Genomic DNA, 23,443 nt, shown 5'->3' with positions numbered 1-23,443 from the left:
AGAGGGGTGTCAGAATTCGTCCATCGTGCAAGCAAGTGTTTTCAAGTGCTCGATCATTCGTTTTGCTGCGGGACTCAGCCAGTTATCAGGTAATCGCTGAATGCCCGTGGTTCTCTTCGGCAATACCCGCGATAGCGGGAGCGCCGTCAGACCGGGGCGGTCGCGCAGCATCGGGGTCACGGCGAAGGTCAGGGCGTCCGTCTGCTCGATGTAGGTCGCGATGAAGCCATTGGAAGTTGATCGTATCCGCGCAACCGGTGGCGTCATTCCCTCTGTCTGGAACAATCCGTCAAGACGTTTTTGCGCGTTCACGGCCTTGTCTGGCATGACCCACGGATAGTCTAGCAAGTCGGAAAGTTCCAGTGGCCCCTTCGTTTCCAGCAGATGGCCTCGGCGCGCTATTATGGCATAGCGTGCTGAAGTGAGCGGCTCGGACAGAAGGTCGGTGAATTCCGGATCCTCGGTCAGCTCTGTAAGAATGAAGGCGACTTGGCCACGTCGTGCCAGTTCGGCGAGTTGTCGCTCGAATCCTCCGACGACACTGATCGAAACACCGGGCATTTCTTGCGTTGTAAGGCTGATCGCTCGCGGCAGAAGCCCTGTGAGCCAGATCGGGCCCGCACCGACAGCGAGTTCGGTTTCCTCGTGTTCCTGAAGGTGACGAATTTCGTGCTGTGCGTCTTCCAATTGCCGGAAAACCATTTGCGCACGCCGCACCATAACGTGACCAAACACAGTCAGGCGCATGGTCTTGGGGAGCCGTACGAACAATCGCGCGCCCACGTCTTCCTCCAGGGCTGCAAGGCCTCGGCTCAGTGCCGGCTGGGTCATGTTCAGTTGTTCGGCCGAACGGGTCATCGAACCTGTTTCGGCAATGGACAGAAGGTAGCGCAGATTCTGAAGGTTCATGGCTTCTAATGATAAAAATGCATTACGAATGCATTGTTAATTATTTGTATTAATGAACTCCCGCATTTAGCGTTTGTCAAATCCAAGGGAGGAGAAATGATGAATCACAGCACGCTGACCCGCTTTGCGGGCATCGCCTTTTCATTCGTCGCTTTTGCCGGAGCCGCTGGTGCGCAGGATTTTCCGACGCGTCCGATCACCATGATCGAACCGTGGGAAGCCGGCACGTCAGGCGATATCACTGCGCGTATCGTCGCTGAATTCGCCTCGGAAGAACTGGGTCAGCCGATCGCAGTGCAGAATATCGCCGGCGGCGGCGGCGCCAAGGCGATGCTGGCACTTTCGGAAGCCGATCCGGATGGCTACACGATCGGCAATTCGTGGGTCGCCACTCAGATCATGGTTCCGACATTCGAGTCGCGCATCGGTTTCGAGCCGATGAGCTTTGACCCGATCGCGTTGATGTGGGTGAACCCGTTTACCCTCACGGTGACCGCCGATCATCCCGCCAACAACGTCGATGAGTTCGTCGAATGGGCCAAGGCGCAGGACGGTATTCTGCGTGTGGGGGTTTGCCCGGCGGTCAGCCTGCCGCACGTGGTGATGCGGCGCTTCCTCGAGGTGGCCGGAATCACAAACTACCAGCCCATTCCCGCGGATGGCTGCGAGACGTCGAATATTCAGGGGTTGTTCGATGGCTCGCTCGATTTCACCACCGGTGCGCTCGGTGCGGAGAAGACTTACGGCGACAAGATCAAGTCCCTTGCGATTTTCACCCAAGAGCGCTCGCCGATCGAACCCGATATTCCGACAGCCCGGGAACAGGGATACGACCTGGACTGGGGTGCGGCGACAGCGGGCTGGTCCGGACTGGTCGCGCCCGAAGGAACCGATCCGGAACGGCTGAAAGTCCTGCAGGATGTCTTTCGCGACGTCATCAACTCGGAAGCCTTCAAGAAGAAGATGTTCGAAGGCGGCTTTACCGTCCAGTACATGGAACCTGAAGAATTCAGGGACCTGTGGCAGGTTTCCCTCGAACGGCTGGGGCCCGCGCTGGACGATCTGAAGAAGAACTGAGTGTCGTGGCGCCGCTGCAGCCGATCGCGGCAGCGCGAAGCTTGCTTCAGGCCGAGGCTCTTTCCCATGTCCACTGGTGAAATATCTCACACCCAGCAAACAGCCGCGACGACGCGATCGCAGGATCTCGCCGCAGTTGTTGTCGGTGCGGGTGCCTTTCTGCTCGGCCTTTGGATGGTGCTGGATATCGCGGCAATGGAAGACAACCCCATTGCCTCATTGTCCGGCGGAATTGACGCCAAGCAGTATCCCACATGGCTGGGCGTCGCTCTGATGGGGCTCGCCCTCGCCGTTGTTGTGCGCCCCGGATACCGGTTGGTCACGACACACGGCCGGCCTGATGAGGCGCTGCCGTGGGCGCGCATCTTCAGCGTGATCGTTGCCCTGTTTCTTTGCGTTCTGGCCTTCCGCCAGCTTGGCTACATCGCTTCCACCACCTTGTTCGGCGCCGCGCTGATGACTGCCGGCGGTGCACGCCGACCTCTGCCCATCGCCGGCTTTCCATTGGCGCTAACGCTGGTGCTGTACTGGATCGTACGGCTGGTCTTCGACATTCACCTGCCCTTCGGGCGGCTCTGGTCCGGTCTGATCGGGGGGTGAGCGATATGGACACCGTGTTTGCCGCGCTTGATCTTGCCGGCGTTGCCTCCCTGCTTCTTTCCATCGTCGTCGGTCTGGTTGTCGGCATCATATTCGGCGTGCTGCCGGGTATGGGGCCGTTGCTTGGTATCGCGCTCGCCATCCCGTTCACGTTCTTCATGGAGCCTGTACCCTCGATAGCGCTTCTGATGGGTATCTATCAGGGCGGCAATTTCGGCGGGGCGGTCACGGCAATAATGATCGGGGTGCCGGGCACGCCGATGGCGGCAGCGACGTTGCTCGACGGCTATCCCATGGCCCGCGGCGGACGCGTTTCCGACGCGCTGATACTGGCCACTCTTTCGTCGTTCTCCGGCGCCGTAATCGGCGCTCTTCTACTGATCCTTCTGTCACCCTATCTGGCCGCCGCCGCCGCCAATTTCGGCCCTATGGAGACGATGCTGCTCGCCGCGCTCGGTCTGTCGACCGTCGCTTCGCTGACGGGGCGGTCCCTGCCGAGAGGTCTGCTCGCCGCAGCATTGGGACTGGCGGCCGCCGCGATCGGTACTGATCCGATCCTGGGGCTGCCGCGCCTGACGATGGGGCTGCCCGGTCTCGACGGTGGATTCAATCTCGTTGCGCTTCTGATGGGCCTGTTCGCCGTGTCCGAGCTGCTGGCGCAGGTGGCCGAGGGTGATCACCGCAAGGCGGAGCGGGTGCATTTGCAATTGCGCAATGGCATCCTGGGGAACTTCATTCGCCGCTGGACAAACTGGCTGCGCTCAAGCGCGGTCGGCATCTTGATCGGTGCCATTCCGGGTATCGGCGGTGATGCCTCGGCCTATATCGCCTATCGCGTTTCGCGGGATTTTTCCAAGGAGCCGGAAAAATTCGGTGAGGGGGCAGACGACGGCGTGGTGGCCGCCGAATCCGCCAACAGCGCCACGACCGGAGGAGCGCTTCTGCCGATGCTCGCCATTGGTATTCCGGGGGATCCGGTGGTTGCCGCGCTGATGGGCGGTTTCCTGATACAGGGGCTTGCTCCGGGGCCGCAACTGTTTCAGCAGCAACCGGAAATCGTCTACGGCGTTCTTGCCGCGTTCCTTCTGGGAGCCATGCTGCTGCTTCCAATCGCGCTCGTGATGCTGCGAGCGCTGATACGCACGCTCGCGGTTCCGAAGCCCTACCTTGTCGCCGCCGTCGGCATGTTCAGTGTGCTGGGCGTGTTCATGGTGCAGCGCTACATGTTCGACCTGTGGGTATTCTTCGCCTTCGGTCTCATAGGTTACGCTCTCCGGCTGGCCGCAATTCCGCTCGCTCCCCTGATCATTGGCTATGTTCTCGGCTCGACCTTCGAGGAAGAGCTTCGCATGACGTCGCTCGTCACGGGCGGCGACTGGATCGGTTTCTTCCTGCACCGGCCTGCTTCGCAGATCATACTGGCACTTCTGGTGTTCGTTCTCTTCACGCCTGTCGTGCAGGCGCTGCTGCGCCGTCGCGCACTGCACAAGCTTTCCACCTCGACACGAGAGTCTCATTCATGACCGAAACCCGTCCCAATATCGTCTTCGTCATCACCGACCAGCAAAGACACGATACAATCCGCGCCATGGGCTTCCCGCACATGGATACGCCCAATCTGGATGCGCTTGTGAGCGAGGGTACGGCCTTTTCGCGGATGTATGCGACATCGCCGTGTTGTGCGCCGTCCCGGGCAAGCCTCTTCACCGGGCTTTATCCGCACAATTCCGGCGTGCTGCGCAATGATGAGGTCTGGCCTTCGACATGGGTGAGCGATCTCGCGGAAGCCGGCTATCATTGCTGCAATGTCGGGAAAATGCATACCCACCCCTTCGAGGGGCCTTTCGGTTTTCACGAACGCCACGTCGTCGAGAACAAGGACCGCGCACATCCGAACCTGCCATTCTTCCTCGACAACTGGGACAAGGCGCTGATAGCGCGCGGTGTCGAAAAGCCTGATCGGCGAACCTATCGCCGCCGGCAGGATTACGGAACCGCGCTCGGGGCGTTTTCATGGGAGCTCGATCGCGATCTGCATTCCGACGTCTTTACAGGCCGTCTTGCCTGCCGATGGCTCAGGGAATGGAACGGCTCGAAGCCTTTCTTCCTCCAGGTGGGTTTACCCGGGCCGCATCCGCCGTACGATCCCGCACAGGAGGACCTGAAACCTTATCTCGAACGCGATCTGCCCGTACCGATCCCTTCAGACATCGAGGCACAGCCCACAGCGCTTCAGGAACTGCAGGCGAACCACATTCGCGATGACCACGATGCGGTGCGCCATCTCGCTCACCCGACAGCGGAACAGACACAACGCCAGCGAGCTCATTACTATGCCAATGTTTCGATGATCGACGGGATCATGGGGGATATCCGGGCCGCCCTGAAAGCGCGGGGAGTGGCGGACAACACCATCATCATCTTCACGTCCGATCACGGTGATTGCCTGAACGACCACGGACACAGCCAGAAATGGACGATGTACGAGCACTCCGTCCGCGTTCCGGCAATCATTTTTGATCCACGCCGCTCCGGCGGAACCCATGTCGATCACCTTGTCTCGCTGATGGACCTGGCACCGACCGTCCTTGAACTGGCAGGCGTGCGCCCACCTGACTGGATGGAAGGTGTTTCGCTGACGCCATATCTGCGAGGCGAAACCGGGACGCCGCTGAGAACCGAGGTTTTCGCGGAACTGGCACGCGACATGATCCAGAACAGTGCTGCCTTCTTTACCATGATCCGGACGGGGCAATGGAAACTGCTGCACATCTCCGGAAGCGCCGAGGGGCAGTTGTTTGATATCGACCAGGACCCGGATGAGCTTGTCAATCTTTGGGACGACCCCGCACACGCGGATGTGCGCCTTGAGCTTGCTTCACGACTGCTGGAATGGCGCATCGAAAGCGGGCTGGCGGCCCAGGGCTGGCTCGGGAGGATCGCAAGCTGACGACCCTCGACTGGGATTTTTCAGTTGGAGGCAAACGTACGCTGACCACTGGAGGTCCTGCTCGATCAGACCTCATTGCCGCGACACCCCTGTTATGCATGCGCCACCTCCAGCGGCGGCAAGGAATTGCATAGCACGCATGGCATGAGACTGGTTTTGCCAGATCGCTTCTGTTTGACTGGGAGCCCCGGCGCGCGGACGCAGCGGCCGATGCATTTGACTTCGGGGTCGGCGACGGCCGGCGTCCGGTTGCCGGGAGCATAGCTGGATGTCGCGAGGGCTATTGTTCGCCGCGGTCGGCCGAAATGGCAACTTCACGCTGCGCCTGCAGAGAGGCAAGTCGATCAGCCAGCGCCTTCGAAATGGAATCGTAGGCGATGCTGCCCAAGGTGAGACGCAGCGCCGGCCTTTCGCTGTCAGCGGCCGTAATGATGGCGTCTACAGTCCGTGCCGCATCACCCTTGATATCGAAGCTTCCGCTGTCGATGGCGCGCCGCACCTCTCCGGCGGGCGTATCCTCGTACACCTCCATCGGTGCTGGGCGGACAAGGCTGGCACCGAAGTTGGTCGCCGTCGGACCGGGCTCGGCGATGATGAAGTCGATCCCAAAAGGGGCGACTTCCTGGGCGACGGATTCGACGAAGCCCTCAATGCCCCATTTGGTGGCGTGATACAGGCTGAAATTGGGGTAGGCGATCTGTCCGCCTTCCGATGAGACCTGAACCACACGTCCGCCGCCTTGCCGGCGCAGATGCGGCAGGGCTGCACGGACGATCTGTATGGAACCGGTCAGGTTGGTGGCAATCTGATGCGCGATCTGTTCGTCGGTGAGTTCTTCCGCTGCTCCGAACAATCCATAGCCAGCATTGCTGACGAGGACGTCGATCCGGCCCACCTGCGCGAATGCTTCGTCCATCACGCTTCGCACGCGCCCGAAATCGGTAACGTCGAGCTTCAGAACTGCAATGTTCGCGCCATGCTGCTGCTCAAGATCGCCAAGGGCGTCCTCTCGCCGCACCGTCGCTACGACACGATCTCCTCGCGCCAGTAATCGGCACGCCATCTCCCGGCCCAACCCTGAGGACGCCCCGGTAATCAACCATGTCTTGCTCATATGATACTCCTTTCATGAGATCGGCCATGATGTGGGGCGACATAATTGGTGCTATAAGGCCTCTATTTTTGCATTAACAGGTGAAAGGAATTCACCAATGACGAAGCCATCGCTGGCTGACCTGGAAGCGTTCGCGGTCGTGGCCACCGAGCGCAGCTTTCGGCGTGCCGCCGATCTGCTGGGCGTCTCGCGATCCGCGCTCAGTCACCGCATGAGGAAGCTGGAAGAGCAAGTGGGGCTGCGGCTTCTGAACCGGACAACCCGCAGTGTTTCACCAACCGATGCGGGATCTCGACTACTCAGCCGGATCGGTCCGGTTCTCAGAAACCTCGACTCGGCGCTCGATACGCTCGCGGTTGACCGCGGTAGCCCCAGTGGTGTGTTGCGGATTAATGCCGACAGAGGTGCCGCTCGACTAATGCTGCGCCATATCATGCCGACATATCTGGCGAGATACCCCGATGTCGAACTCGATCTGGTCAGCGAAGGGCGTCTTGTCGACATCGTGGACCGGGGGTTCGATGCGGGCATCCGGCTCGCTGAGGCGGTGCCCCAAGACATGATCGCGGTAAGGATCAGTGACGATCTCCGCTTCCTCGCCGTCGCCTCGCCGGACTATGTCAGCCGTTTCGGCAAACCGGTTGTTCCCGACGATCTGCTTCGGCATGGCTGCATTCGTCAGCGCCTGCCAAGCGGCAAGCGCTACCGATGGGAGTTCGAGAAGCACGGGCAGGAAATCGCTATCGATCCCCCAGGCGCACTGACGCTCAATGACAATGACCTCATGATCGAAGCGGCAACCCGCGGATTGGGCATCGCCTATGTGCCTGAAACCGCTGCCCACGATTCCCTCGCTGCAGGTCGCCTGACAGCGATACTTGAAGACTGGTGCCCTCCATCCTCCGGCTTGATGCTGTACTATCCCGGACACCGTCACGTGCCTGCGGCACTGCGCGCCCTGATCGACTTGTTGAAGGAACCCGACACGAAGGCGGCCTTGCTTTCCGGCCTCAGGTAGCGGAGCGCTGGCCGTCACGAGCATGCCTCGCAAGTGCATTTTCTGCGCAGTGTTCAGGCAGATCAAGGGATGCACGCGCGCCCACTCATGGTCGAGCACGCCATGTCAAGCGGCTTTGGCTTCGGCGGAGTCAACGCACGCGCGATTTCAGGCATCGGACCTGATGCTGAACGTATGATGCTGATTTGTTGCGTCGCGTTGCGAGCTACCCGCTGTCTGGATTGATACATCTGTTGCTTTTCATATCTCCAATGATACGGTCTTTTCATGCAAGATGACCGGTCACCAAACCGACCCTGGCTGCTTCTGATCCACCAGCTGCCCAGCAAGCCGGCCTATTTGCGCGTCAAGATCTGGCGCCGGCTCCAGGGCATCGGCGCCGTCGCCGTCAAGAGTACCGTCTACGCGCTGCCGGCGACCGCCGAGACGCGGGAGGATTTCGCGTGGCTCCTGAAGGAGATCGTCGAGGGTGGCGGCGAGGCGATGGTGTGCGAGGCGCTCCTGATCGACGGTCTATCGGATGACCAGGCGCGGGCGCTGTTCGATATGGCGCGCGATGCCGACTATGAGGCGATCGCGAACGAAGCCAGGGCGCTCGCTGCGGCGCTGGATGCTGCGGGGGGCGGAGAGGAGAAGACGGAAGCGCATGCCCAGGTCCGGCGCCTGCGCAAGCGGCTGGCTGATATCACGGCAATCGACTTCTTCGGCGCGACCGGCCGCCTCACTGCGGAAGGTTCCATCGCGGAGTTCGAGAGCCGGCTCGCAGCGGACGAGGGGATGGACGCCGCAGAGACACAGGCTGTGCTGACGGCCGAGGACCTCAAAGGCCGTATCTGGGTCACGCGCAAGGGCGTCCACATCGACCGCATCGCCTGCAGCTGGCTGATCCGCCGCTTCATCGACGCCGATGCCGTCATCCGCTTCGTGCCGGGCAAGGGCTATGTCCCCAAGCCGGGCGAGCTGCGCTTCGACATGTTCGAAGGCGAGTTCACCCACGAGGGTGACCGCTGCAGCTTCGAGGTGCTGCTCGCCCGAACCGGCCTCGACGACCCGGGCCTTCGGGCGATCGCCGAAATCGTTCACGACATTGACTTGAAAGACGGCAAGTTTGCACGCGAGGAAGCGACCGGCATCGCCCATCTGATCGCCGGCATCGCTCTGGCGCATGCGGGCGACGAGGAGCGCATCGCTCAAGGAGCGCCCGTCTTCGACAACCTCTACCAGTATTTTCGCAAGAAGCGCCGGTGACGCGCAGGGGGTGGATCCATGAACAGAAATGCAAGCGACGACACACAACCAATCCAGCGCAACACCGCGCCGGACCACGGCATCCCCTTCGCCGAGGCGGTGCGCGTCTGGGCACGGGTGGCGGCGCTCAGCTTCGGCGGTCCGGCCGGGCAGATCGCCGTGATGCACAGGATCATCGTCGAGGAGAAGCGCTGGATCGGCGAGACGCGCTTCCTGCACGCGCTCAACTACTGCATGCTCCTGCCGGGACCGGAGGCGCAGCAGCTCGCCGTCTACATTGGCTGGCTCCTTCACAAGACCAAAGGCGGGCTCGTCGCCGGCACGCTGTTCGTGCTGCCGGGCGTCGTCGCCATCATGGGGTTGAGCTGGATCTATGCGCTCTTCGGCAATGTCGGCGTGGTCGAGGCATTGTTCTTCGGGCTGAAGGCGGCGGTGCTCGCCATCGTGCTGCAGGCCGTCGTCCGGGTCGGTAGCCGTGCGCTCAAGAACAACGTCATGGTGGCGCTCGCCGCGGCCGCCTTCATCGCCATCTTCTTTTTCCATGTGCCGTTCCCGCTCATCATCCTGACGGCGGCCCTCATCGGCTTTGCCGGCGCGCGCGCGGGCCTCGCGCCCTTTCTCGCCGCCAATGGCCACGGCAAAGTGGGTGACAGGCAGGTCGCCGACGCGGACAGCGCCCTCGGCGAGACGATCCCGGCGCACGCCCGGCCTTCGGTCGGCTGGGCGCTGAGGATCGCTGGCGCGTTTCTCATCCTGTGGCTTACACCGGTCATCGCCCTCGTCGCCGCCTTTGGCAGTGGCAACGTCTTTGCCGATATCGCCGTCTTCTTCTCCAAGATGGCCGTGGTGACCTTCGGCGGGGCCTATGCCGTTCTCGCCTATGTCGCGCAGCAGGCGGTGGAGACCTATCAGTGGCTCCAGCCCGGTGAGATGCTGGACGGGCTCGGTCTGGCGGAGACCACGCCGGGGCCGCTCATCATGGTTACACAGTTCGTCGGCTTCATGGGCGCCTTCCGCGCGCCGGGCTCGCTCGATCCGTTGCTGGCCGGTACCCTCGGCGGGCTTCTGACCACCTGGGTCACCTTCACCCCCTGCTTCCTGTGGATCTTTCTCGGTGCGCCCTATGTCGAGGCGCTGAGGAGCAACAGGGCTCTGTCGGCCGCACTGGCGACGATCACAGCGGCCGTCGTCGGTGTCATCCTCAATCTTGCGGTGTGGTTCGGGTTGCACGTGCTCTTCGGCGAGCTCGTCAATGTGAGCGGTTTCGGTATGAGCGTCGATGCGCCGGTGCTGAGTTCGGTCAATGTTGCCTCGCTCGTGCTCACCCTCGGCGCGCTGATCGCCGTGTTCCGCTTCAAGGTCGGCATGCTGCCGGTGCTCGCCGCCTGCTCCCTGGCGGGGCTGCTCTATGGGCTCATCTGACGCTGGAAGAACGGACATTCGGCCGCGCCCGCGGCTCGACCCGGCAACGGCTTCCTCGCCATGCTCTTGCCCGGCAGCGGCCGGTTTTGGAGGCGGACAGCGCATTGCCGCCCGCCTTTGGTCAGAAGTTCGCAAGGCTTTCAGATTACATCCGATGCCTTGCTACGGGTCGAGCCGCCTGTCAGCCGGCACGCTCGATGCCGGTTGCGTCGAACACCCAAATCCACTCGTCGCTGTTGTGACGGTCGTCTGTGCTCGAGGGGTTTTGGGAGTCCCAGCTGACGTGTACCCGCTGGCCCGCCGTCAGGCCGGAAAGATCGACATGAGTAGGCAGCCGATAGGCATCGCCGTCCCGGATTCGAACGGTGTTCGTTTTGGTGTTCACGCTCTCGATGACACCGGTGCTCGTGAATGTACCGGCAGAGGCAATCGAGGCAGCGCCCATCACGGAAGCGGCAACAGCCGCGGCAAGAAACTTGCGCATTTCAAAACTCCTATTCTTTCGCATTCAGAGACGGACAAGCCGGTGCACCCGGAACCTTCTTTCGCATCGTCGTCCGGTTCCTTGAGCGGGCTTGTTTCTCTGCGATCATTAATACCGCGCGTGCCGATCAGGAGCTTGCCAACGGGTGTTCAAGATTTGCACGATCCTGCAGGATGCGCCAATGCCTGCCTAAGGGGCTGTCGGCCCAAGAGCCCCTGATCCTCAACACGTCACAATGGCGTGGACACTATCTTGGAATGATGCGCGCGTCCGTATGCATGCGGCTCTGTATTGTCCCCGCGGGCGGTCAGCTTGCCCAAGAATCCAGAAAACTTGCCTGATCCTGCATCGCCGGTGATTTCCACGTGCTTCGATACTAAGTTCGGCTCTGGTTTCAGGAGAGATCACATGAACCGCTCTACAAAAGATCACATAGAAACCCTCAAAGAGGCAGTTGAAGTTTACGCCGCTCGTCACGCCAACAGCGATGGCCTGGCAATGACGCCGGTGCCGGGGCTCATGATGAAATGCGTCAAAATGCCAAGCGGCGGCCGACATTCGGTTTATCGGCCGCTGGTTTGCGTGATTTTGCAGGGCGCCAAGCGAATGACCGTTGGCCGGGAGGAGCGGGTCTTTTTCGCCGGTCAGTCCGCCATCGTGAGCGCGGACATGCCGGTGACCGGACAGATCATGACGGCGAGCCAAGATGAGCCTTTTCTCGCAGTTGCCATAGAACTCGAGATCGCGACCCTGCGTGAACTTGCGGCGCAGCTGGGCGACGTCCGCTCGCACCATCCGTCCGAGACAGGCAACTTGTTTGCCGTAGATACGGAAACCGCGACGCTGGACAGTATATGGCGACTGATGCAATTGATGGATCGACCCGCCGCAGTGCCGCTGCTTCGTCCCGGAATCATGCGGGAGCTGCACTATTGGCTTTTATCGGGGCCGCACGGTGCCGCCTTGCGGACACTTGCTGATCCGCATAGCCATGCCGGTCGACTTGCAGCGGCCATCGCGATCCTGAGAGCCGAGTATCGCGACCGATTGTCGATCGAGCGTCTTGCAGCGGCGGCGGCGATGAGCCTCACTGCCTTTCATAAGCATTTCAAGCAGATGACCTCGTTAACTCCGGGCCAGTATCAGAAGCGTCTTCGTCTCGTCGAGGCACGCCGCTTGATGCTTGACGAAGGTCTCTCAGCGACGAGCGCCGCATTTGAGGTGGGCTATGAAAGTGTGTCGCAGTTCACGCGCGACTACGCCCGCCTGTTCAATGCACCCCCGAAACGCGATACCCTTCGTCTCCAAGCGGCATCCCGCTGGATCAGCGAGGAAATGCGGAAAGGCGAACAGGCGAATGCCGCCTAGATACGGCCTTTCAGCAGGTCGCGACGCGCTTCAAACCAGAATGGCCGGCTCGCGCGGATAGCGCGAGCCAAACCGATTATCGCTTCTTATCGACCATGTCGTCCCGGTAGAGGACCATGCCGGCATGGTAGAGGACGCCATCGACAAAGTCGCCGTCCGCCGTGAAACCGGTATCGTCCCAGTAATCGATGTGATCGCCTGTGATCTCGTATCGACCCTGATAGGCTTTCTCACGCGTTCCGCGCGCTTCGACGTAGCGGCCGTTCGGACGCAATTCATGCCGAATGTAGCCGTCCTCGGTGAGCCACATGCCGACATAGGGATGGCTTTGCACCGCCCCGCTGGCAGGAATCCGATCTGCTTTCACTTGAGCAAGTCCTTCTGACAGGAAAATTGCGCTGGAGCCCGCGAAAAGAAGGGTAGCCGATATCCATGAACGTCTCATCAAGCTACTCCTACTGATGCCTTGTGGGCGCCTCGGCAAGGAACGCGCATCCGCTCCAGGGCCGGACGGTGGCGCGGCTAAGGTGGCGGGAATACCACTTCATGAAGTGTTTCCCTAAGTGGTCGCCGTGGGACGAACGACGATCTCGTTGACATCGACGTCCTGCGGCTGCTCGATCGCGTAGCGGACGGCGCGCGCGATGGCATCGGGCTGCAGGGCGATGGCCCGGTAGGTCTTCATCGCCTCGGCGGCGACCGGATCGGTAATCGTCGACGCCAGTTCACTCTCCACCACGCCGGGGTGAATGCAGGTGATGCGCAGTCTGTCGTTTTCCTGCCGCAACCCGTCGGAGATTGCACGGACGGCGAATTTCGTGGCGCAATAGACGGCGGCCGTCGGTACGACGCTCAAGGCGCCGACCGAGGCGATGTTGATGATGTGCCCCGCCTCCCGTTTCGTCATTTCGGGCAGCACCGCGGCGATACCGTTCAGCACGCCCTTGATGTTGACGTCGACCATCTGGTCCCATTCGTCGACCTTCATCGAGCTCATGAGGGACAGCGGCATGATGCCCGCATTGTTGATGAGCACATCGATGTGTCCCCAGGCGGCCCGAGCCGCGTCGGCAAAGGCGCGGACGCTGTCGCGATTTGTTACGTCCAGAGCATGGGTGAGGACCGTGCCGCCGCGTTCCTCGATCTTCGAGGCGACGTCTTGAAGCCGGTCCATGCGCCGGGCGCCCAGCATGACCTTTGCTCCGGCGCTGCCGAGTTCGAACGCGATCCCTGCGCCGATACCGCTGGATGCACCGGTGATCAGAACGACTTTGTCGGAAAGCATCATTGTCTCCATTCCAGGTGTTGAAGCGAGCGTCTCCTCGTGGAGCCGCAGTCGCAAACATTGGCGAATGGAGGGGACAGCGGTAGAACGGCTCTCCGGATTTCTTGCACGATTCTCCAATAGTCATAGATTGAGCTTGCAAAGAGGGAGCGGCCTGGAAAAGGATCGTGTCATGCGGAACCTCGCCGAACTCACAGGTCTCATCGAGCGCCATGCGCCGACCGACGGGGTAACCGCGACACGACTTCCACGGGTCGCACTGTTGCGCTCGAGCGCTCCAACCGAGCCATTGCACACGATGTACGACCCGTCCGTCTGTTTTGTCGCACAGGGGCGGAAGCGTGCGCATCTTGAGGGCGTCGAATACCTTTACCAGTCGTCCGAATATCTCATCGTGGGCGTCGATCTGCCGGTCATCGGGGCCGTCATCGAAGCGAGCCCGGGCGCGCCCTATCTCTGCTTCAAGCTGCAACTGGATCGAAGCGTGCTCGTCGACATGCTGCCTGACGCACGGCCGGAACGATCCGGCCCGCCGATCTCGGTCGCGGCGGCGACGCCGGAACTGATCGATGCGGCCGCGCGCATGCTGCGATTGCTGGATGCTCCCGACGACATCGAGGCTCTGGCGCCCCTGATCGAGCGAGAAATTCTGCACCGGTTGCTGAACGGACCGCAAGGGACGGTCCTGCGCCAGATTGCAGTCGTTGAAAGCCGACTTTCGCGAATCCGGGACGCTATTCAGTATCTCACGGAGCATTTCCACGAGACGTTCTCGGTCGAAGAGCTGGCGGTGAGGGTGGGCATGAGTCCGTCATCCTTCTACGAACAGTTCCGCCAGACGACGATGATGACTCCGCTTCAGTTCCGCAATCATCTGCGCCTTCAGGAGGTTCGCAGGCTTATGCTGAGCGAGGGGGTGACTGCGGCCGAAGCCGGATTTCGCGTCGGATACGAAAGCCCGTCGCAGCTCAGCCGCGACTATGCCCGGATACACGGAATGCCGCCGAAACAGGACGTCGCGCGGCTGAAGCGGCTGCTGCCTGCCGAGGTGGCCGTCGATACAGCGCTGTGACGGCCGTCAGCTACACCAGCGCGCTTGTTCCGGCCTTCTGGCCATCTTCAACGATGGTCGATTTGCCGCGCGTGCGCAGGGCGTCGCGCTTCGGCGGCGCCCGGAACAGCCGGCCGTATTCGCGGGTGAACTGCGAGACGCTCTCGTAGCCCACCTCGAACGCGGCGCTGCTTGCCGAAAGGCCTTCGTCGAGCATGAGGCGGCGTGCCTCGATGAGACGAAGCCGTTTCTGATACTGCCCAGGCGTCAGCGACGTCATGTGCTTGAAGTGCTTGTGGAAGGCGGTGAGGCTCATCGCCGCCGCGTCTGCCAGGCGCTCGACAGGCACGCGCGATCGATATTCGGTCCTTAGGATCGCGATGGCCGCGGCGAGACGGCTCGCGTGGCTGTCGGGGTCCGCATGCGCCCGCAAGACGGCGCCGTGCGGCCCGGAGAGCAGCCAATAGTGCAACTCCTGCATGATCCCGGGGCGCAGCAACGGCGTAGCCTCGGGCCTGTCCAAGAGGCTCATGAGCCGCGCTGCACAGTCCAGCACCGCGGCTTCGCTGTCCAGGGCGAACAAGGTGCGTATTTCCGACGGGCGCTGCAGCTGGGCACCACCCATATGTGCCGCCAGTTCGCGCAGGATCGTCACCTCCAGCTCGACCGCGATCGCCAGATAGGGCTCGGCCCGGCTCGCCTGCACGATCCGCCCGAGGACGGGCATGTCGGCGTTGACGATCACCGACTGCCCGGCGGAAAAGACGCGCTCCTGATTCCCAACGACCATGCGCTTGGCGCCCTGCAGGACGAAGCAAACCAGCGGCCTGTAGATCGAATGCAGGTCGCCGGGCGGTGTCTCGACGCACATCATCCGCAGGCCCGGCACCGGCGTCAGCGCCAGGCCGTCACGGTTCGCATGGCGGCTGGCATAGGCCCGAACGGCCTGTTTGAGCGTGTCCATGTACGTCCTCCTGCACTTCAGTGCGAAATTAGCATGGCGGCCGGCAGATACCAGAAGGCATGCACGATGAGGCAAGTTTTGCGCAGATGTTGGCAAGCTTCATCGTCGCCGCGTCGGTAGGAAAGGAGGCGTCGAAATCACAACTCGGCCACGGCACTTTCGAGCGCGACTTCTGTGCCGAGCCGCCTTGGCAGATGGAGTTTAACCAATGAAAACGACGGGCAATACGATCCTCATCACCGGGGGCGGATCCGGCATCGGCCGGGAACTCGCCCTGCGCTTCAACGAGCTTGGCAACAAGGTGGTCGTCGCGGGTCGGCGCATCGACGCGCTGGAGGAGACAATTGCCGGCCGGCACGACATGCACGCGATGGTCCTCGACGTCGAGGATCCGCAGGCCATCACGGCCTTTGCCGAACGTGTCGTCGCCGAACATCCGGACCTCAACGTCCTGATCAACAATGCCGGCATCATGCGGCGCGAGGACCTGACCAGGAGCCGCGATCTCAGCGATTCCGAGCAGACCGTCGTCGCCAACCTGCTTGGCCCGATCCGGCTGACGAACGCGCTGACCGACCATCTGGCAGGCCAGCCGGATGCGGCGATCGTGAACGTATCGTCCGGTCTGGCCTTCGTTCCGCTGAGCGCCACTCCGACCTACAACGCCACCAAGGCGGCGCTTCATTCCTATACGGTGTCCTTGCGCGAGCAGTTGAAGGGCAAGGTCGAGATCATCGAACTGGCCCCACCCGCGGTACAGACCGAATTGACCCCCGGCCAGTCGACACGTGACGGCTACATGCCGCTGGACGACTTCATCGACGAAACCATGACTCTGTTCCTCCAAAAGCCGACGCCCAAGGAGATCCTGGTGGAGCGGGTGAATTTCCTGCGCTGGGCGGAGCGGGACGGACACTTCGACCAGGCGGTCGAGATGCTCAGCGCCCACTGAGCGGAAGCGCGTGCCACGGCCCACGGCCGGGCAGACCAGCAATGTCGCGATCCGCGCATCAACCGGTCCGGGGTCAAGGGGTGGGCGAGGTCGTTCTTGTCGGCGTGGCGCCGGCGATCACCAATGCGGTCTATCACGCAACCGGGGTGCGGACGCCACCTGCCGGTCCGCATCGAAGACCTGATATAGTCGCGGATTGAGGGTTCTCCTCTTGTCCCTGTCGCTGAAGCGCGGGGTCGTCGGTCCTGCGAGGATCCGCCCGGGACCAGCCGGGTGGGCATCGCGTGGGCCTCACGCGCCGTTGCGGTGGCCGGGGGCCACACCGTTGCATCAGGGCCAACGGCGCAGCAATCCTCTCTATCGCGCGCGCAGCCGCTTGATGTGATCTACGATCAGCCTGTGATCATAGGGCTTTGCGAGATGAGGTCCTTCCTCACAAAGATCTCCGGCCGTATCGGCAATGCGTTCTACGGCGCTGGCGAGCAAAATCCTCACCTCGGGCATGGATTTGCGGATCCAATGCGACAGGTCGAAACCGCTGATTTCGCCAGGAAGCTCGACGTCGGACAGAACGATATCAATGGTAAAGTCCGGATGCTGGAGCGCCTGGATGGCTTCCGTTCCAGTGCCTGCCTCGACCACGCGGAAGCCGCAGTGGCGTAGGTACTCGGCGATCACAGTTCGGGTTATCACATCGCCGTCGACGATGAGGATCGACACGGCTGGACCTTCTTTTTCCATCAGCCATCCCGCTTTGCGGGGTTTGCATCGATCATTTCCATTATCGCCCTTGCCAGCTGATTACTGGGGGTCGGCTTTGAAAAGAAGAGATCAATGAGATGCTTGTGTTCGTCCTCTGGCTCCAGATGGCCCGACATGACGACAACCCTCACGCCTGGACGCTCCTGTTTCACGGCCCGCGCCACATCAAGGCCATCGCGATTGCCAGGCATCCGTACATCCGTCACCACGAGGTCTATGCGAGCAGTAGACCTCAGGACGTCGATTGCCTCGTCGGCGCTCCCGGCCTCAATCACCTGGCAACCCAATAGCCTGAGCTCCTCGGCAATGTCGAACCGGATAAAAGGTTCATCCTCCGCCAAAAGAACTACGTTCTTGTCCGCTTGGACTCCACGCCAGGGGTTGGATTTAGCAGCCATCGGCAGCATTCTGGCATGAGATTATCGTGATGCCCATTGTCGCCCCTTGTTTCCCTTATTCGAAAACGAACTTTTCTCGGGCAATCTGGTTCCTTATTTTTTGGAAATAGATCAGCAGTATCTCCGAGCCACCGGCTCGGAGGCCCGCTGCGCTCATGTCGCCCACAATACCCGGTTGCCACTTTAGCAGCGTTCCAATCACCTCCTACGCTGCTGCCCTGTCTCGTTTTCGCGGCAGGCGGTGATCGCCACCTTGCCGCCTTCCCGACGGTACGCAGCCGCACCGGAGGTGTGATCGATGGCGCGGCGCTTGCGGCCGGAGCGTCAGCGGAGGACGGCGGCCGGCGGCGGCCCGGGTCGCCGGCTCAGCCATTTGGGGGTTCGGCATCGTCAGTGGTTCGGTCGGGCGCGGTGACAGTAACGCCTTTTGCTGCCGCGACGACGGTTCGCCGTAGCCAAACGTGCCTGGGCTCGTCCTGATGGCGTGCGTGCCAGGCCAGGCTCATCGTGACGCGGCCGAGGTCGACAGGCGGGGGCACGGTGACGAAACGCCCCATCCCGGCCGCCGTCAATGCCAGGCTCGACGGGAGGGTCATGATCAGGTCGGAGCGCCCGGCGATCTCCACTGCGGCAAGGAAGTTCGGCACGCACACGTTGACCCGTCGCCGGCGCCCCATGCCGGCAAGCGCGACGTCGACGGGAGCCGGACCCACGCCGGTGATGCTCACCACGATATGGCCGAGTTCGAGATATCGCCCGAGGGTGAGCTTCCCCTCGGCGGCCGGATGTCCGGCACGCATCAGCGTGACGAAGCCATCCTCATAAAGGCCACGCCGGCGGATGCCCGCAGGCGCTTCGCCGATCACGCCGACGATCGCGTCCACGGCATCGCTTTGCAGTGCTTCGAACAGTGATGTGCCCGGCGGCTGGATGTCGAGGTCGAGTGCGGGCGCCTCGGCGGCGAGATGGCTGAGCAGACGGGGAGCCAGCGCCGCAGCCTCGAGATCGGCCATAAGCAATCGCACGAGCCCCGTAGCGGCCGCCGGTTCGAATGGTCTTGTCTCCAGCATATCACTGATACCCGCCAGCATGCTGCGGAGCGTCGGGCGGATTTCCTCGGCACGGACGGTGAGGATGTAGCCGTTCCGCCCGTCGACCAGCAGCGCGTCTGCAAAGAGCGTGCGCAATCGGGCAAGCGCGCGGCTGACGGCAGGCTGGCTCATGCCGAGACGTCCGGCCGCTCGGGTCACGCTTCTTTCCTCGAGAAGCGCGTGCAGCGTCACCAGCAGGTTCAAATCAACTTGGCGTAAATCCACTTCATGCATGACGACTATATAACTCATGCATTGGACGCATGAAAAGCGGAGGTGTATCGAGTCCGCATCGAAAATGCCTACAGCCAGCGGGAAAGGATGAGTTCATGCATGTGGTTTTCGGAGCGAGTGGCAGGGCAGGCGGGGAAACGGCGCGTGCACTGATCGAGTGTGGCGAACTTGTGCGCGTCGCCGTGCGCCGCCCGGAACAGGGAGACCCGTGGAAGGCGCTCGGCGCGCAGGTTGCAGTCGCCGACCTCGGCGATGCGGATACAGTTACTGCCGCGCTGACCGGCGCGACGACCGCGTTCCTGCTCAACCCGCCGCCAATGGCCGGCGATCCCTTCGCACAAGCGGCAAAAACAGGCGCAGTGCTTGCCGAGGCGGTCCGGCGCGCGGGCCTGTCGAGGGCAGTCGTCCTGTCGTCGATCGGCGCGCAACACGCCTCAGGCTTTGGCGCCGTTTCCACATTGCACCGGCTGGAGACGGCGCTGACTGGAGTCGTTCCGGCGGCGACCTTCCTGCGATCCGGCTATTTCGCGGAGACCTGGACGGAGGCCGCCGATCCAGCGATAGCCGAAGGTATCCTGCCGACATTTCTCGATCCCGAGCAGAAGATCCCGATGGTGAGCACGATAGATGTCGGGTATGCGGCAGCCCGGCTCATGCGCGAAAACTGGACGGGAACGCGTATTGTTGAACTGTCCGGCCCCGAGGATTGGAGCGCGAGGGACGTGGCGGCCGCCTTTGCGGACGTTCTCGGTCACACCGTCCAGCCGACGCTCGTGCCGCCGGAGCGGCGTGCGGCGGTTCTGGCCGAGGCGGGGCTACCCACAGACGTCGCCGACGTACTGCTCGGCATGTATGACGGGATCACGAATGGCCGCTTCGTGCGCCAGGACGGCAACGAGCACTGGCGCGGAAAGATCTCGCTGACAACTGCGGTCGAGCGCATTGTTGCGAAGGTTCGTGCGGCTGGCTGAACGCGGGACAAAGGTATCGATGCGGACCGTGGTGATGGCCGGAAGGAGTTTCGGCCGCTAAGGTGGATCTATCGTCATAAAGACCACCTGCAAGCGAGGGCTCAGATCCAGTTCTGGTTTGAGGATCAACCTTGTTGCCCACGGTGGATTCGCCATAACGCCCCTCTCGAACGGGCGGGCGGTATGTCGTTGCGGGAAAAAGTGGCCAACGGTATGGTTCCACACAGGTCCACTGTCTCGGAAGTTCATGGAGCCAATTCTCGATTTTGCCATAGACCTTCCGGAGAAAGGTTCGCGCGAACTTTTGCGATCGCTGCACCGGCAATTGCGTGCCGCGATTGTTGACGGGCGGCTTCAAGCCGGGCTTCGGTTGCCGCCGACGCGTGCGCTGGCGAGGGGTCTCGGCATATCGCGCAACACAGCGATTGCCGCCTACGACATGCTTCTGAGTGAAGGCTACGTAGAGGGACGGAAGGGGGCGGGTACTTTTGTCGCCGATGTGCGCCCGCGGCTCGAGCCCCCGAAGGCTTCGCTGCGGGCCGACCCAGTCGCCGACAGGCGGCTGGCTCCCACTTGGCGCGGCTGGCGACCGCTCGCCGAAACGTGCAGCGGAGAAACCTATCGCTACGATTTTGTGGCCGGCATGCCCGATTCCGAATTTCCGTTCGACATCTGGCAGCGGCTTTCGACGCGGGCGTCGCGCCTCGTCGCCAGGAGCCCCGTCAAGGAACACGATCCGGCTGGCGAACCGCCGCTGCGCCGGGCTATTGCCAGCCACATCTCATTCGTTCGCGCGGTCGCATGCCAGCCGGACGACATTGTGGTGACGGCCGGCGCAAGGCAGGCGATCGATCTCATCGCACGCATTCTGGTGACGCCCGGCGAGACCGAGGTCGCTCTTGAGGATCCGGGATATGGACCGACACGCCGGTCGTTCGTGGCGGCGGGTGCGAAGATCCTCTCCGTCCCCGTGGATGAGGAAGGGCTCTTGGTGGAGCGGTTGCCGTCGAGCACGCGCGTCATCTGCGTGACGCCCTCGCACCAGTTCCCCCTCGGCGTCGCCATGTCGGCACGCCGACGCGCAGCACTGCTCGACTTCGCCGAGAGTTTCGGCGCCGTGATCGTCGAGGACGACTATGACAGCGAGTTTCGTCACGGCGGCATGCCCCTCGACGCGCTGCAGACGCTCGACCGCTCGGGCTCGGTCTTTTATGTCGGAACGTTCTCAAAGAGCATGTTCCCCGCGCTCAGGATGGGCTTCGTCGTCGTGCCGGAATGGGCGCGCTATGCGCTCACCCTCGCCAAGCAGATGAGTGACTGGCACAGCCCGCTCATCAATCAGCTCGCGCTCGCGGACTTCATCGCCGAAGGCCATCTGGCGCGCCACGTCCGCAAGATGCGCAGGGTCTATTCGGCAAGGCATGAGGCGCTGCGCGCTGCCCTGAGCAGCCATATCGGCGATCGTTTGCGCCCGTTCCGCGCCCATGCCGGTGTCCATCTCGCTGCCGAGTCGACTGTGCCCGGTGATGAACAGGCGATCGTTGCCAGGGCAGCGACCAGGCGCATAAGGCTCGAGGATATCGCGCGCTATGCCACGCGGGGCATCGTGCAGAAGGGCTTCGTATTCGGCTTCGGCAGGATCGAAGCGCAGGATATAGAGCCGGCAATCGCCGAGTTGTCGGGCATCGATTTCGACGGACGGCGGTAGTTCATAAGCGGGAGTGAGGCCAGGATATCTTGGCCTTTCCGGCCGTTCGCGCTGTGATGGTCAGGCACGGGACGGCCGCGGCGGCATAGACAGGGTCCGAACGATCCCCGCAGTCGCAAGAGGATTGCGAGCGCGAGGGCTGACAATCGATCCTGCGAACGACGGCTGAGCGGCGGGCGGGATTTTTCGGCGACCGCGTCACAATCTCGATTCCCGGATCGTCAAGGCCAGGGATGAAGCCCATTTCCGAAGGTGAAGGAGCGAGGGCGATGGTGTTCAAGAATCGAACGGCGCGATCACGCTTCACAGCAGGCTCAGGATCGGGCGACGAGGCATCATACATCCGCCTTTTCGAGGAGGCGCGCCCGCGGCTCCTCGGCATCGCCTACAGAATTCTCGGCTCGCGCGCGGAAGCGGAAGATGCCGTGCAGGACACATTCCTTCGCTGGCAGGCGGCCAACATCGAGAGCATCGAATCTCCCGGTGCCTGGCTAACCACTGCCTGCACACGGCGCGCGATCGACATGCTGCGGGCCTCCTATCGCAGTCGGGTGGATTACGTGGGCACCTGGCTGCCCGAACCGGTCCAAACGTTCATTGACAGCGGCACGGTGGCGCAAATGGAGCTTTCGTCCTCCCTCTCGACCGCCTTTCTGCTGATGCTGGAGCGGCTGACGCCGAGGGAACGTGCTGCATATCTGCTCCACGAGATATTCGAGATGTCCTATGCGGACGTTGCCGCGTCGCTGGACATGAACGAGCCAGCCTGCCGAAAGCTCGTCTCCCGGGCCAAGTCGCGCATCGGGGACAACCAGGTGAGATACCAGCCGTCCGCGGAACGGCAGGAGGAACTTCTCGCCGCGTTCGAGGATGCAATTCGTACCGGACAGCCCGGCTCTCTTACAACGATGCTTGCCAGCGATGTGCGCCTGACCGCTGATGGCGGCGGCAAAGTGGCCACGGTCACCGAGATCCTCGAAGGTGACATGGTGCTGGCATTCCTCACGGAACGGCTGAGCGAGTGGTGGGTGGCCTATGACCGGAGCTTCACCGACCTCAACGGATCGCGAGGGCTTGTCCTGCGTGAGGGTGAAAGGATCGTCGCCACCGTGTCCTTCGCCTACGACGCGGCGGATCGCATCAAAGACATCTTCATCATGCGCAATCCCGACAAGCTGGACGGGCTCGGCGAGATCAGGATTCATTGACGCCAAAGCAAGTCTGGGCGGTGTGTCGCCACCTAGCGGCCCCTTCCTGGTTCAGGCATGGCCATTGCCGAATCGTTTGTCTGATTTGTTAAACCGCGTGCTGCGGCGCCAGGAACGAAAAAGCTCGAGGGCACGTCACAAACGCCTCTCCTCGAACGTCACGAGGGCATGGGCATGGAGCCCGGCCATCGGCGGCTAAACGCCGCAAAATTCGAGGAGATCATCATGAGCAAGAAAGCACTCTACATCAGGCACAAGGCGCAACCCGGCAAGCGTGAGGAGGTGAAGCGCATCTGGGAGAAGTATGCCCGCGCCTATATCGAGGACGCCGACGGGCAGATCGCCTATGTATACGGCTTCGATGACACCGACCCGGATGCGATCGTGGCCTATCAGTTCTACGACGGCGAGGCCGGGAAGGAGGATTTCGTCAAGCAGCCCTGGTATCCGGACTATGAGCGGGAGACGGCCGCACTGCTCGCCGGACCGTCGGAGTTCCGCACGATCACGCCGCAGTGGATCAAGGGCGGCGCCGCCTGAGATGTCACTCAAGCCCGGCGGCCTGCGGCGCTCCGCTCGCCGGGCTTCCCACATTGTCCTGGCCGTTGGAAGGGCAGATCCAAGAGTAA

General features: G+C 62.2%; 24 protein-coding genes. 15 read left to right on the top strand and 9 right to left on the bottom strand.

Features of this window, described 5'->3' with window-relative positions:
- Window positions 1–9 precede the first annotated feature (9 nt).
- Window positions 10–909, bottom strand: coding sequence for a LysR family transcriptional regulator (locus ACFP9U_RS03820; RefSeq protein WP_378619152.1), 900 nt, complete (start codon window positions 907–909; stop codon window positions 10–12).
- 33 nt (window positions 910–942) lie between these two features.
- On the opposite strand from ACFP9U_RS03820, the gene ACFP9U_RS03815 reads away from it, so the two are divergent.
- The 4 genes from ACFP9U_RS03815 (at window position 943) to ACFP9U_RS03800 (ending at window position 5,536) form a co-directional block, all read left to right on the top strand.
- A complete protein-coding gene (locus tag ACFP9U_RS03815; RefSeq protein ID WP_378619151.1) occupies window positions 943–1,986 on the top strand; it encodes a Bug family tripartite tricarboxylate transporter substrate binding protein in 1,044 nt (347 codons plus the stop codon).
- A 66-nt stretch (window positions 1,987–2,052) separates the two neighbouring features.
- Window positions 2,053–2,586, top strand: a complete 534-nt coding sequence (locus ACFP9U_RS03810; RefSeq protein WP_378619150.1) for a tripartite tricarboxylate transporter TctB family protein — start codon at window positions 2,053–2,055, stop codon at window positions 2,584–2,586.
- 5 nt (window positions 2,587–2,591) lie between these two features.
- Window positions 2,592–4,109 carry a tripartite tricarboxylate transporter permease gene (locus ACFP9U_RS03805; protein WP_378619149.1) on the top strand — a complete coding sequence of 506 codons (1,518 nt, stop codon included), beginning with the start codon at window positions 2,592–2,594 and terminating at the stop codon, window positions 4,107–4,109.
- A complete protein-coding gene (locus ACFP9U_RS03800; protein ID WP_378619148.1) occupies window positions 4,106–5,536 on the top strand; it encodes a sulfatase in 1,431 nt (476 codons plus the stop codon). Before ACFP9U_RS03805 ends, ACFP9U_RS03800 begins: the two co-directional genes overlap by 4 nt.
- Window positions 5,537–5,816: 280 nt before the next feature.
- Here ACFP9U_RS03800 and ACFP9U_RS03795 read toward each other — a convergent pair whose 3' ends face one another.
- Window positions 5,817–6,650, bottom strand: a complete 834-nt coding sequence (locus ACFP9U_RS03795; protein ID WP_378619147.1) for an SDR family oxidoreductase — start codon at window positions 6,648–6,650, stop codon at window positions 5,817–5,819.
- Between the two features lie 97 nt (window positions 6,651–6,747).
- Between ACFP9U_RS03795 and ACFP9U_RS03790 the strand changes: the two genes are divergently transcribed.
- From ACFP9U_RS03790 to chrA, 3 genes are all read left to right on the top strand, one after another.
- Window positions 6,748–7,668: a LysR family transcriptional regulator gene (locus ACFP9U_RS03790; protein ID WP_378619146.1), complete on the top strand. Its 921-nt coding sequence runs from the start codon at window positions 6,748–6,750 to the stop codon at window positions 7,666–7,668.
- A 267-nt stretch (window positions 7,669–7,935) separates the two neighbouring features.
- Entirely contained in the window at window positions 7,936–8,916 is a 981-nt protein-coding gene (locus ACFP9U_RS03785) for a chromate resistance protein ChrB domain-containing protein (RefSeq protein ID WP_378619145.1), read from the top strand.
- An 18-nt stretch (window positions 8,917–8,934) separates the two neighbouring features.
- Entirely contained in the window at window positions 8,935–10,338 is a 1,404-nt protein-coding gene (gene chrA / locus ACFP9U_RS03780; RefSeq protein ID WP_378619144.1) for a chromate efflux transporter, read from the top strand.
- Between the two features lie 181 nt (window positions 10,339–10,519).
- Here chrA and ACFP9U_RS03775 read toward each other — a convergent pair whose 3' ends face one another.
- A complete protein-coding gene (locus tag ACFP9U_RS03775; RefSeq protein WP_378619142.1) occupies window positions 10,520–10,822 on the bottom strand; it encodes a DUF1344 domain-containing protein in 303 nt (100 codons plus the stop codon).
- Between the two features lie 408 nt (window positions 10,823–11,230).
- Between ACFP9U_RS03775 and ACFP9U_RS03770 the strand changes: the two genes are divergently transcribed.
- A complete protein-coding gene (locus ACFP9U_RS03770; RefSeq protein ID WP_378619140.1) occupies window positions 11,231–12,190 on the top strand; it encodes an AraC family transcriptional regulator in 960 nt (319 codons plus the stop codon).
- A gap of 76 nt (window positions 12,191–12,266) precedes the next feature.
- Here the strand turns inward: ACFP9U_RS03770 and ACFP9U_RS03765 are convergent, their stop codons facing one another.
- On the bottom strand, window positions 12,267–12,635 hold the full coding sequence (locus ACFP9U_RS03765; protein WP_378619139.1) for an Atu4866 domain-containing protein: 369 nt from the start codon (window positions 12,633–12,635) through the stop codon (window positions 12,267–12,269).
- Window positions 12,636–12,749: 114 nt separating this feature from the next.
- Window positions 12,750–13,475: an SDR family oxidoreductase gene (locus tag ACFP9U_RS03760; protein WP_378619137.1), complete on the bottom strand. Its 726-nt coding sequence runs from the start codon at window positions 13,473–13,475 to the stop codon at window positions 12,750–12,752.
- Between ACFP9U_RS03760 and ACFP9U_RS03755 the strand changes: the two genes are divergently transcribed.
- Window positions 13,447–14,547: an AraC family transcriptional regulator gene (locus ACFP9U_RS03755; RefSeq protein ID WP_378619135.1), complete on the top strand. Its 1,101-nt coding sequence runs from the start codon at window positions 13,447–13,449 to the stop codon at window positions 14,545–14,547. The two genes, ACFP9U_RS03760 and ACFP9U_RS03755, sit on opposite strands and share 29 nt — an antisense overlap.
- Window positions 14,548–14,557: 10 nt before the next feature.
- Here ACFP9U_RS03755 and ACFP9U_RS03750 read toward each other — a convergent pair whose 3' ends face one another.
- Window positions 14,558–15,490 (bottom strand): AraC family transcriptional regulator, encoded by a 933-nt coding sequence (locus ACFP9U_RS03750; RefSeq protein ID WP_378619134.1) that lies wholly within the window; start codon window positions 15,488–15,490, stop codon window positions 14,558–14,560.
- 59 nt (window positions 15,491–15,549) lie between these two features.
- Here ACFP9U_RS03750 and ACFP9U_RS03745 point away from each other — a divergent pair, with 59 nt between their 5' ends.
- Window positions 15,550–15,702 (top strand): hypothetical protein, encoded by a 153-nt coding sequence (locus tag ACFP9U_RS03745; protein WP_378619132.1) that lies wholly within the window; start codon window positions 15,550–15,552, stop codon window positions 15,700–15,702.
- Complete coding sequence (locus tag ACFP9U_RS03740; RefSeq protein ID WP_378619131.1) at window positions 15,699–16,442, top strand: SDR family oxidoreductase; 744 nt, start codon at window positions 15,699–15,701, stop codon at window positions 16,440–16,442. Before ACFP9U_RS03745 ends, ACFP9U_RS03740 begins: the two co-directional genes overlap by 4 nt.
- A 357-nt stretch (window positions 16,443–16,799) precedes the next feature.
- Here the strand turns inward: ACFP9U_RS03740 and ACFP9U_RS03735 are convergent, their stop codons facing one another.
- The 3 genes from ACFP9U_RS03735 to ACFP9U_RS03725 all read right to left on the bottom strand — a co-directional run bounded on the left by ACFP9U_RS03735 (window position 16,800) and on the right by ACFP9U_RS03725 (window position 18,927).
- Window positions 16,800–17,183: a response regulator gene (locus ACFP9U_RS03735; protein ID WP_378619129.1), complete on the bottom strand. Its 384-nt coding sequence runs from the start codon at window positions 17,181–17,183 to the stop codon at window positions 16,800–16,802.
- The gene (locus ACFP9U_RS03730; protein WP_378619127.1) at window positions 17,183–17,602 is read right to left on the bottom strand and encodes a response regulator; all 420 of its coding nucleotides are present in this window, start codon (window positions 17,600–17,602) and stop codon (window positions 17,183–17,185) included. Before ACFP9U_RS03730 ends, ACFP9U_RS03735 begins: the two co-directional genes overlap by 1 nt.
- Before the next feature lie 365 nt (window positions 17,603–17,967).
- On the bottom strand, window positions 17,968–18,927 hold the full coding sequence (locus tag ACFP9U_RS03725) for a LysR family transcriptional regulator (RefSeq protein WP_378619126.1): 960 nt from the start codon (window positions 18,925–18,927) through the stop codon (window positions 17,968–17,970).
- A 95-nt stretch (window positions 18,928–19,022) separates the two neighbouring features.
- On the opposite strand from ACFP9U_RS03725, the gene ACFP9U_RS03720 reads away from it, so the two are divergent.
- The 4 genes from ACFP9U_RS03720 to ACFP9U_RS03705 all read left to right on the top strand — a co-directional run bounded on the left by ACFP9U_RS03720 (window position 19,023) and on the right by ACFP9U_RS03705 (window position 23,354).
- Complete coding sequence (locus ACFP9U_RS03720) at window positions 19,023–19,898, top strand: NmrA family NAD(P)-binding protein (protein WP_378619124.1); 876 nt, start codon at window positions 19,023–19,025, stop codon at window positions 19,896–19,898.
- A 247-nt stretch (window positions 19,899–20,145) separates the two neighbouring features.
- Complete coding sequence (locus tag ACFP9U_RS03715) at window positions 20,146–21,606, top strand: PLP-dependent aminotransferase family protein (RefSeq protein ID WP_378619122.1); 1,461 nt, start codon at window positions 20,146–20,148, stop codon at window positions 21,604–21,606.
- A gap of 269 nt (window positions 21,607–21,875) precedes the next feature.
- Complete coding sequence (locus tag ACFP9U_RS03710; RefSeq protein WP_378619121.1) at window positions 21,876–22,814, top strand: sigma-70 family RNA polymerase sigma factor; 939 nt, start codon at window positions 21,876–21,878, stop codon at window positions 22,812–22,814.
- Between the two features lie 225 nt (window positions 22,815–23,039).
- Window positions 23,040–23,354 (top strand): putative quinol monooxygenase, encoded by a 315-nt coding sequence (locus tag ACFP9U_RS03705; RefSeq protein WP_378619119.1) that lies wholly within the window; start codon window positions 23,040–23,042, stop codon window positions 23,352–23,354.
- Window positions 23,355–23,443: the final 89 nt, after the last annotated feature.

This window comes from Nitratireductor sp. GCM10026969 (genome assembly GCF_042660605.1).
Lineage (GTDB): Bacteria > Pseudomonadota > Alphaproteobacteria > Rhizobiales > Rhizobiaceae > Chelativorans.
Note: the sequence above shows the minus strand (reverse complement) of the source record. Positions and strands in the feature narration are given on the sequence as shown.

Excerpts from the sequence above, each read along its gene's own strand:
- ACFP9U_RS03820 (WP_378619152.1), bottom strand. The coding sequence starts at position 909 with ATGAACCTTCAGAATCTGCGCTACCTTCTGTCCATTGCCGAAACAGGT.
- ACFP9U_RS03810 (WP_378619150.1), top strand. The coding sequence starts at position 2,053 with ATGTCCACTGGTGAAATATCTCACACCCAGCAAACAGCCGCGACGACG.
- ACFP9U_RS03805 (WP_378619149.1), top strand. The coding sequence starts at position 2,592 with ATGGACACCGTGTTTGCCGCGCTTGATCTTGCCGGCGTTGCCTCCCTG.
- ACFP9U_RS03800 (WP_378619148.1), top strand. The coding sequence starts at position 4,106 with ATGACCGAAACCCGTCCCAATATCGTCTTCGTCATCACCGACCAGCAA.
- ACFP9U_RS03795 (WP_378619147.1), bottom strand. The coding sequence starts at position 6,650 with ATGAGCAAGACATGGTTGATTACCGGGGCGTCCTCAGGGTTGGGCCGG.
- ACFP9U_RS03790 (WP_378619146.1), top strand. The coding sequence starts at position 6,748 with ATGACGAAGCCATCGCTGGCTGACCTGGAAGCGTTCGCGGTCGTGGCC.
- ACFP9U_RS03785 (WP_378619145.1), top strand. The coding sequence starts at position 7,936 with ATGCAAGATGACCGGTCACCAAACCGACCCTGGCTGCTTCTGATCCAC.
- chrA (WP_378619144.1), top strand. The coding sequence starts at position 8,935 with ATGAACAGAAATGCAAGCGACGACACACAACCAATCCAGCGCAACACC.
- ACFP9U_RS03775 (WP_378619142.1), bottom strand. The coding sequence starts at position 10,822 with ATGCGCAAGTTTCTTGCCGCGGCTGTTGCCGCTTCCGTGATGGGCGCT.
- ACFP9U_RS03770 (WP_378619140.1), top strand. The coding sequence starts at position 11,231 with ATGAACCGCTCTACAAAAGATCACATAGAAACCCTCAAAGAGGCAGTT.
- ACFP9U_RS03765 (WP_378619139.1), bottom strand. The coding sequence starts at position 12,635 with ATGAGACGTTCATGGATATCGGCTACCCTTCTTTTCGCGGGCTCCAGC.
- ACFP9U_RS03760 (WP_378619137.1), bottom strand. The coding sequence starts at position 13,475 with ATGCTTTCCGACAAAGTCGTTCTGATCACCGGTGCATCCAGCGGTATC.
- ACFP9U_RS03750 (WP_378619134.1), bottom strand. The coding sequence starts at position 15,490 with ATGGACACGCTCAAACAGGCCGTTCGGGCCTATGCCAGCCGCCATGCG.
- ACFP9U_RS03745 (WP_378619132.1), top strand. The coding sequence starts at position 15,550 with ATGCACGATGAGGCAAGTTTTGCGCAGATGTTGGCAAGCTTCATCGTC.
- ACFP9U_RS03740 (WP_378619131.1), top strand. The coding sequence starts at position 15,699 with ATGAAAACGACGGGCAATACGATCCTCATCACCGGGGGCGGATCCGGC.
- ACFP9U_RS03735 (WP_378619129.1), bottom strand. The coding sequence starts at position 17,183 with ATGGAAAAAGAAGGTCCAGCCGTGTCGATCCTCATCGTCGACGGCGAT.
- ACFP9U_RS03730 (WP_378619127.1), bottom strand. The coding sequence starts at position 17,602 with ATGGCTGCTAAATCCAACCCCTGGCGTGGAGTCCAAGCGGACAAGAAC.
- ACFP9U_RS03725 (WP_378619126.1), bottom strand. The coding sequence starts at position 18,927 with ATGCATGAAGTGGATTTACGCCAAGTTGATTTGAACCTGCTGGTGACG.
- ACFP9U_RS03720 (WP_378619124.1), top strand. The coding sequence starts at position 19,023 with ATGCATGTGGTTTTCGGAGCGAGTGGCAGGGCAGGCGGGGAAACGGCG.
- ACFP9U_RS03715 (WP_378619122.1), top strand. The coding sequence starts at position 20,146 with ATGGAGCCAATTCTCGATTTTGCCATAGACCTTCCGGAGAAAGGTTCG.
- ACFP9U_RS03710 (WP_378619121.1), top strand. The coding sequence starts at position 21,876 with ATGGTGTTCAAGAATCGAACGGCGCGATCACGCTTCACAGCAGGCTCA.
- ACFP9U_RS03705 (WP_378619119.1), top strand. The coding sequence starts at position 23,040 with ATGAGCAAGAAAGCACTCTACATCAGGCACAAGGCGCAACCCGGCAAG.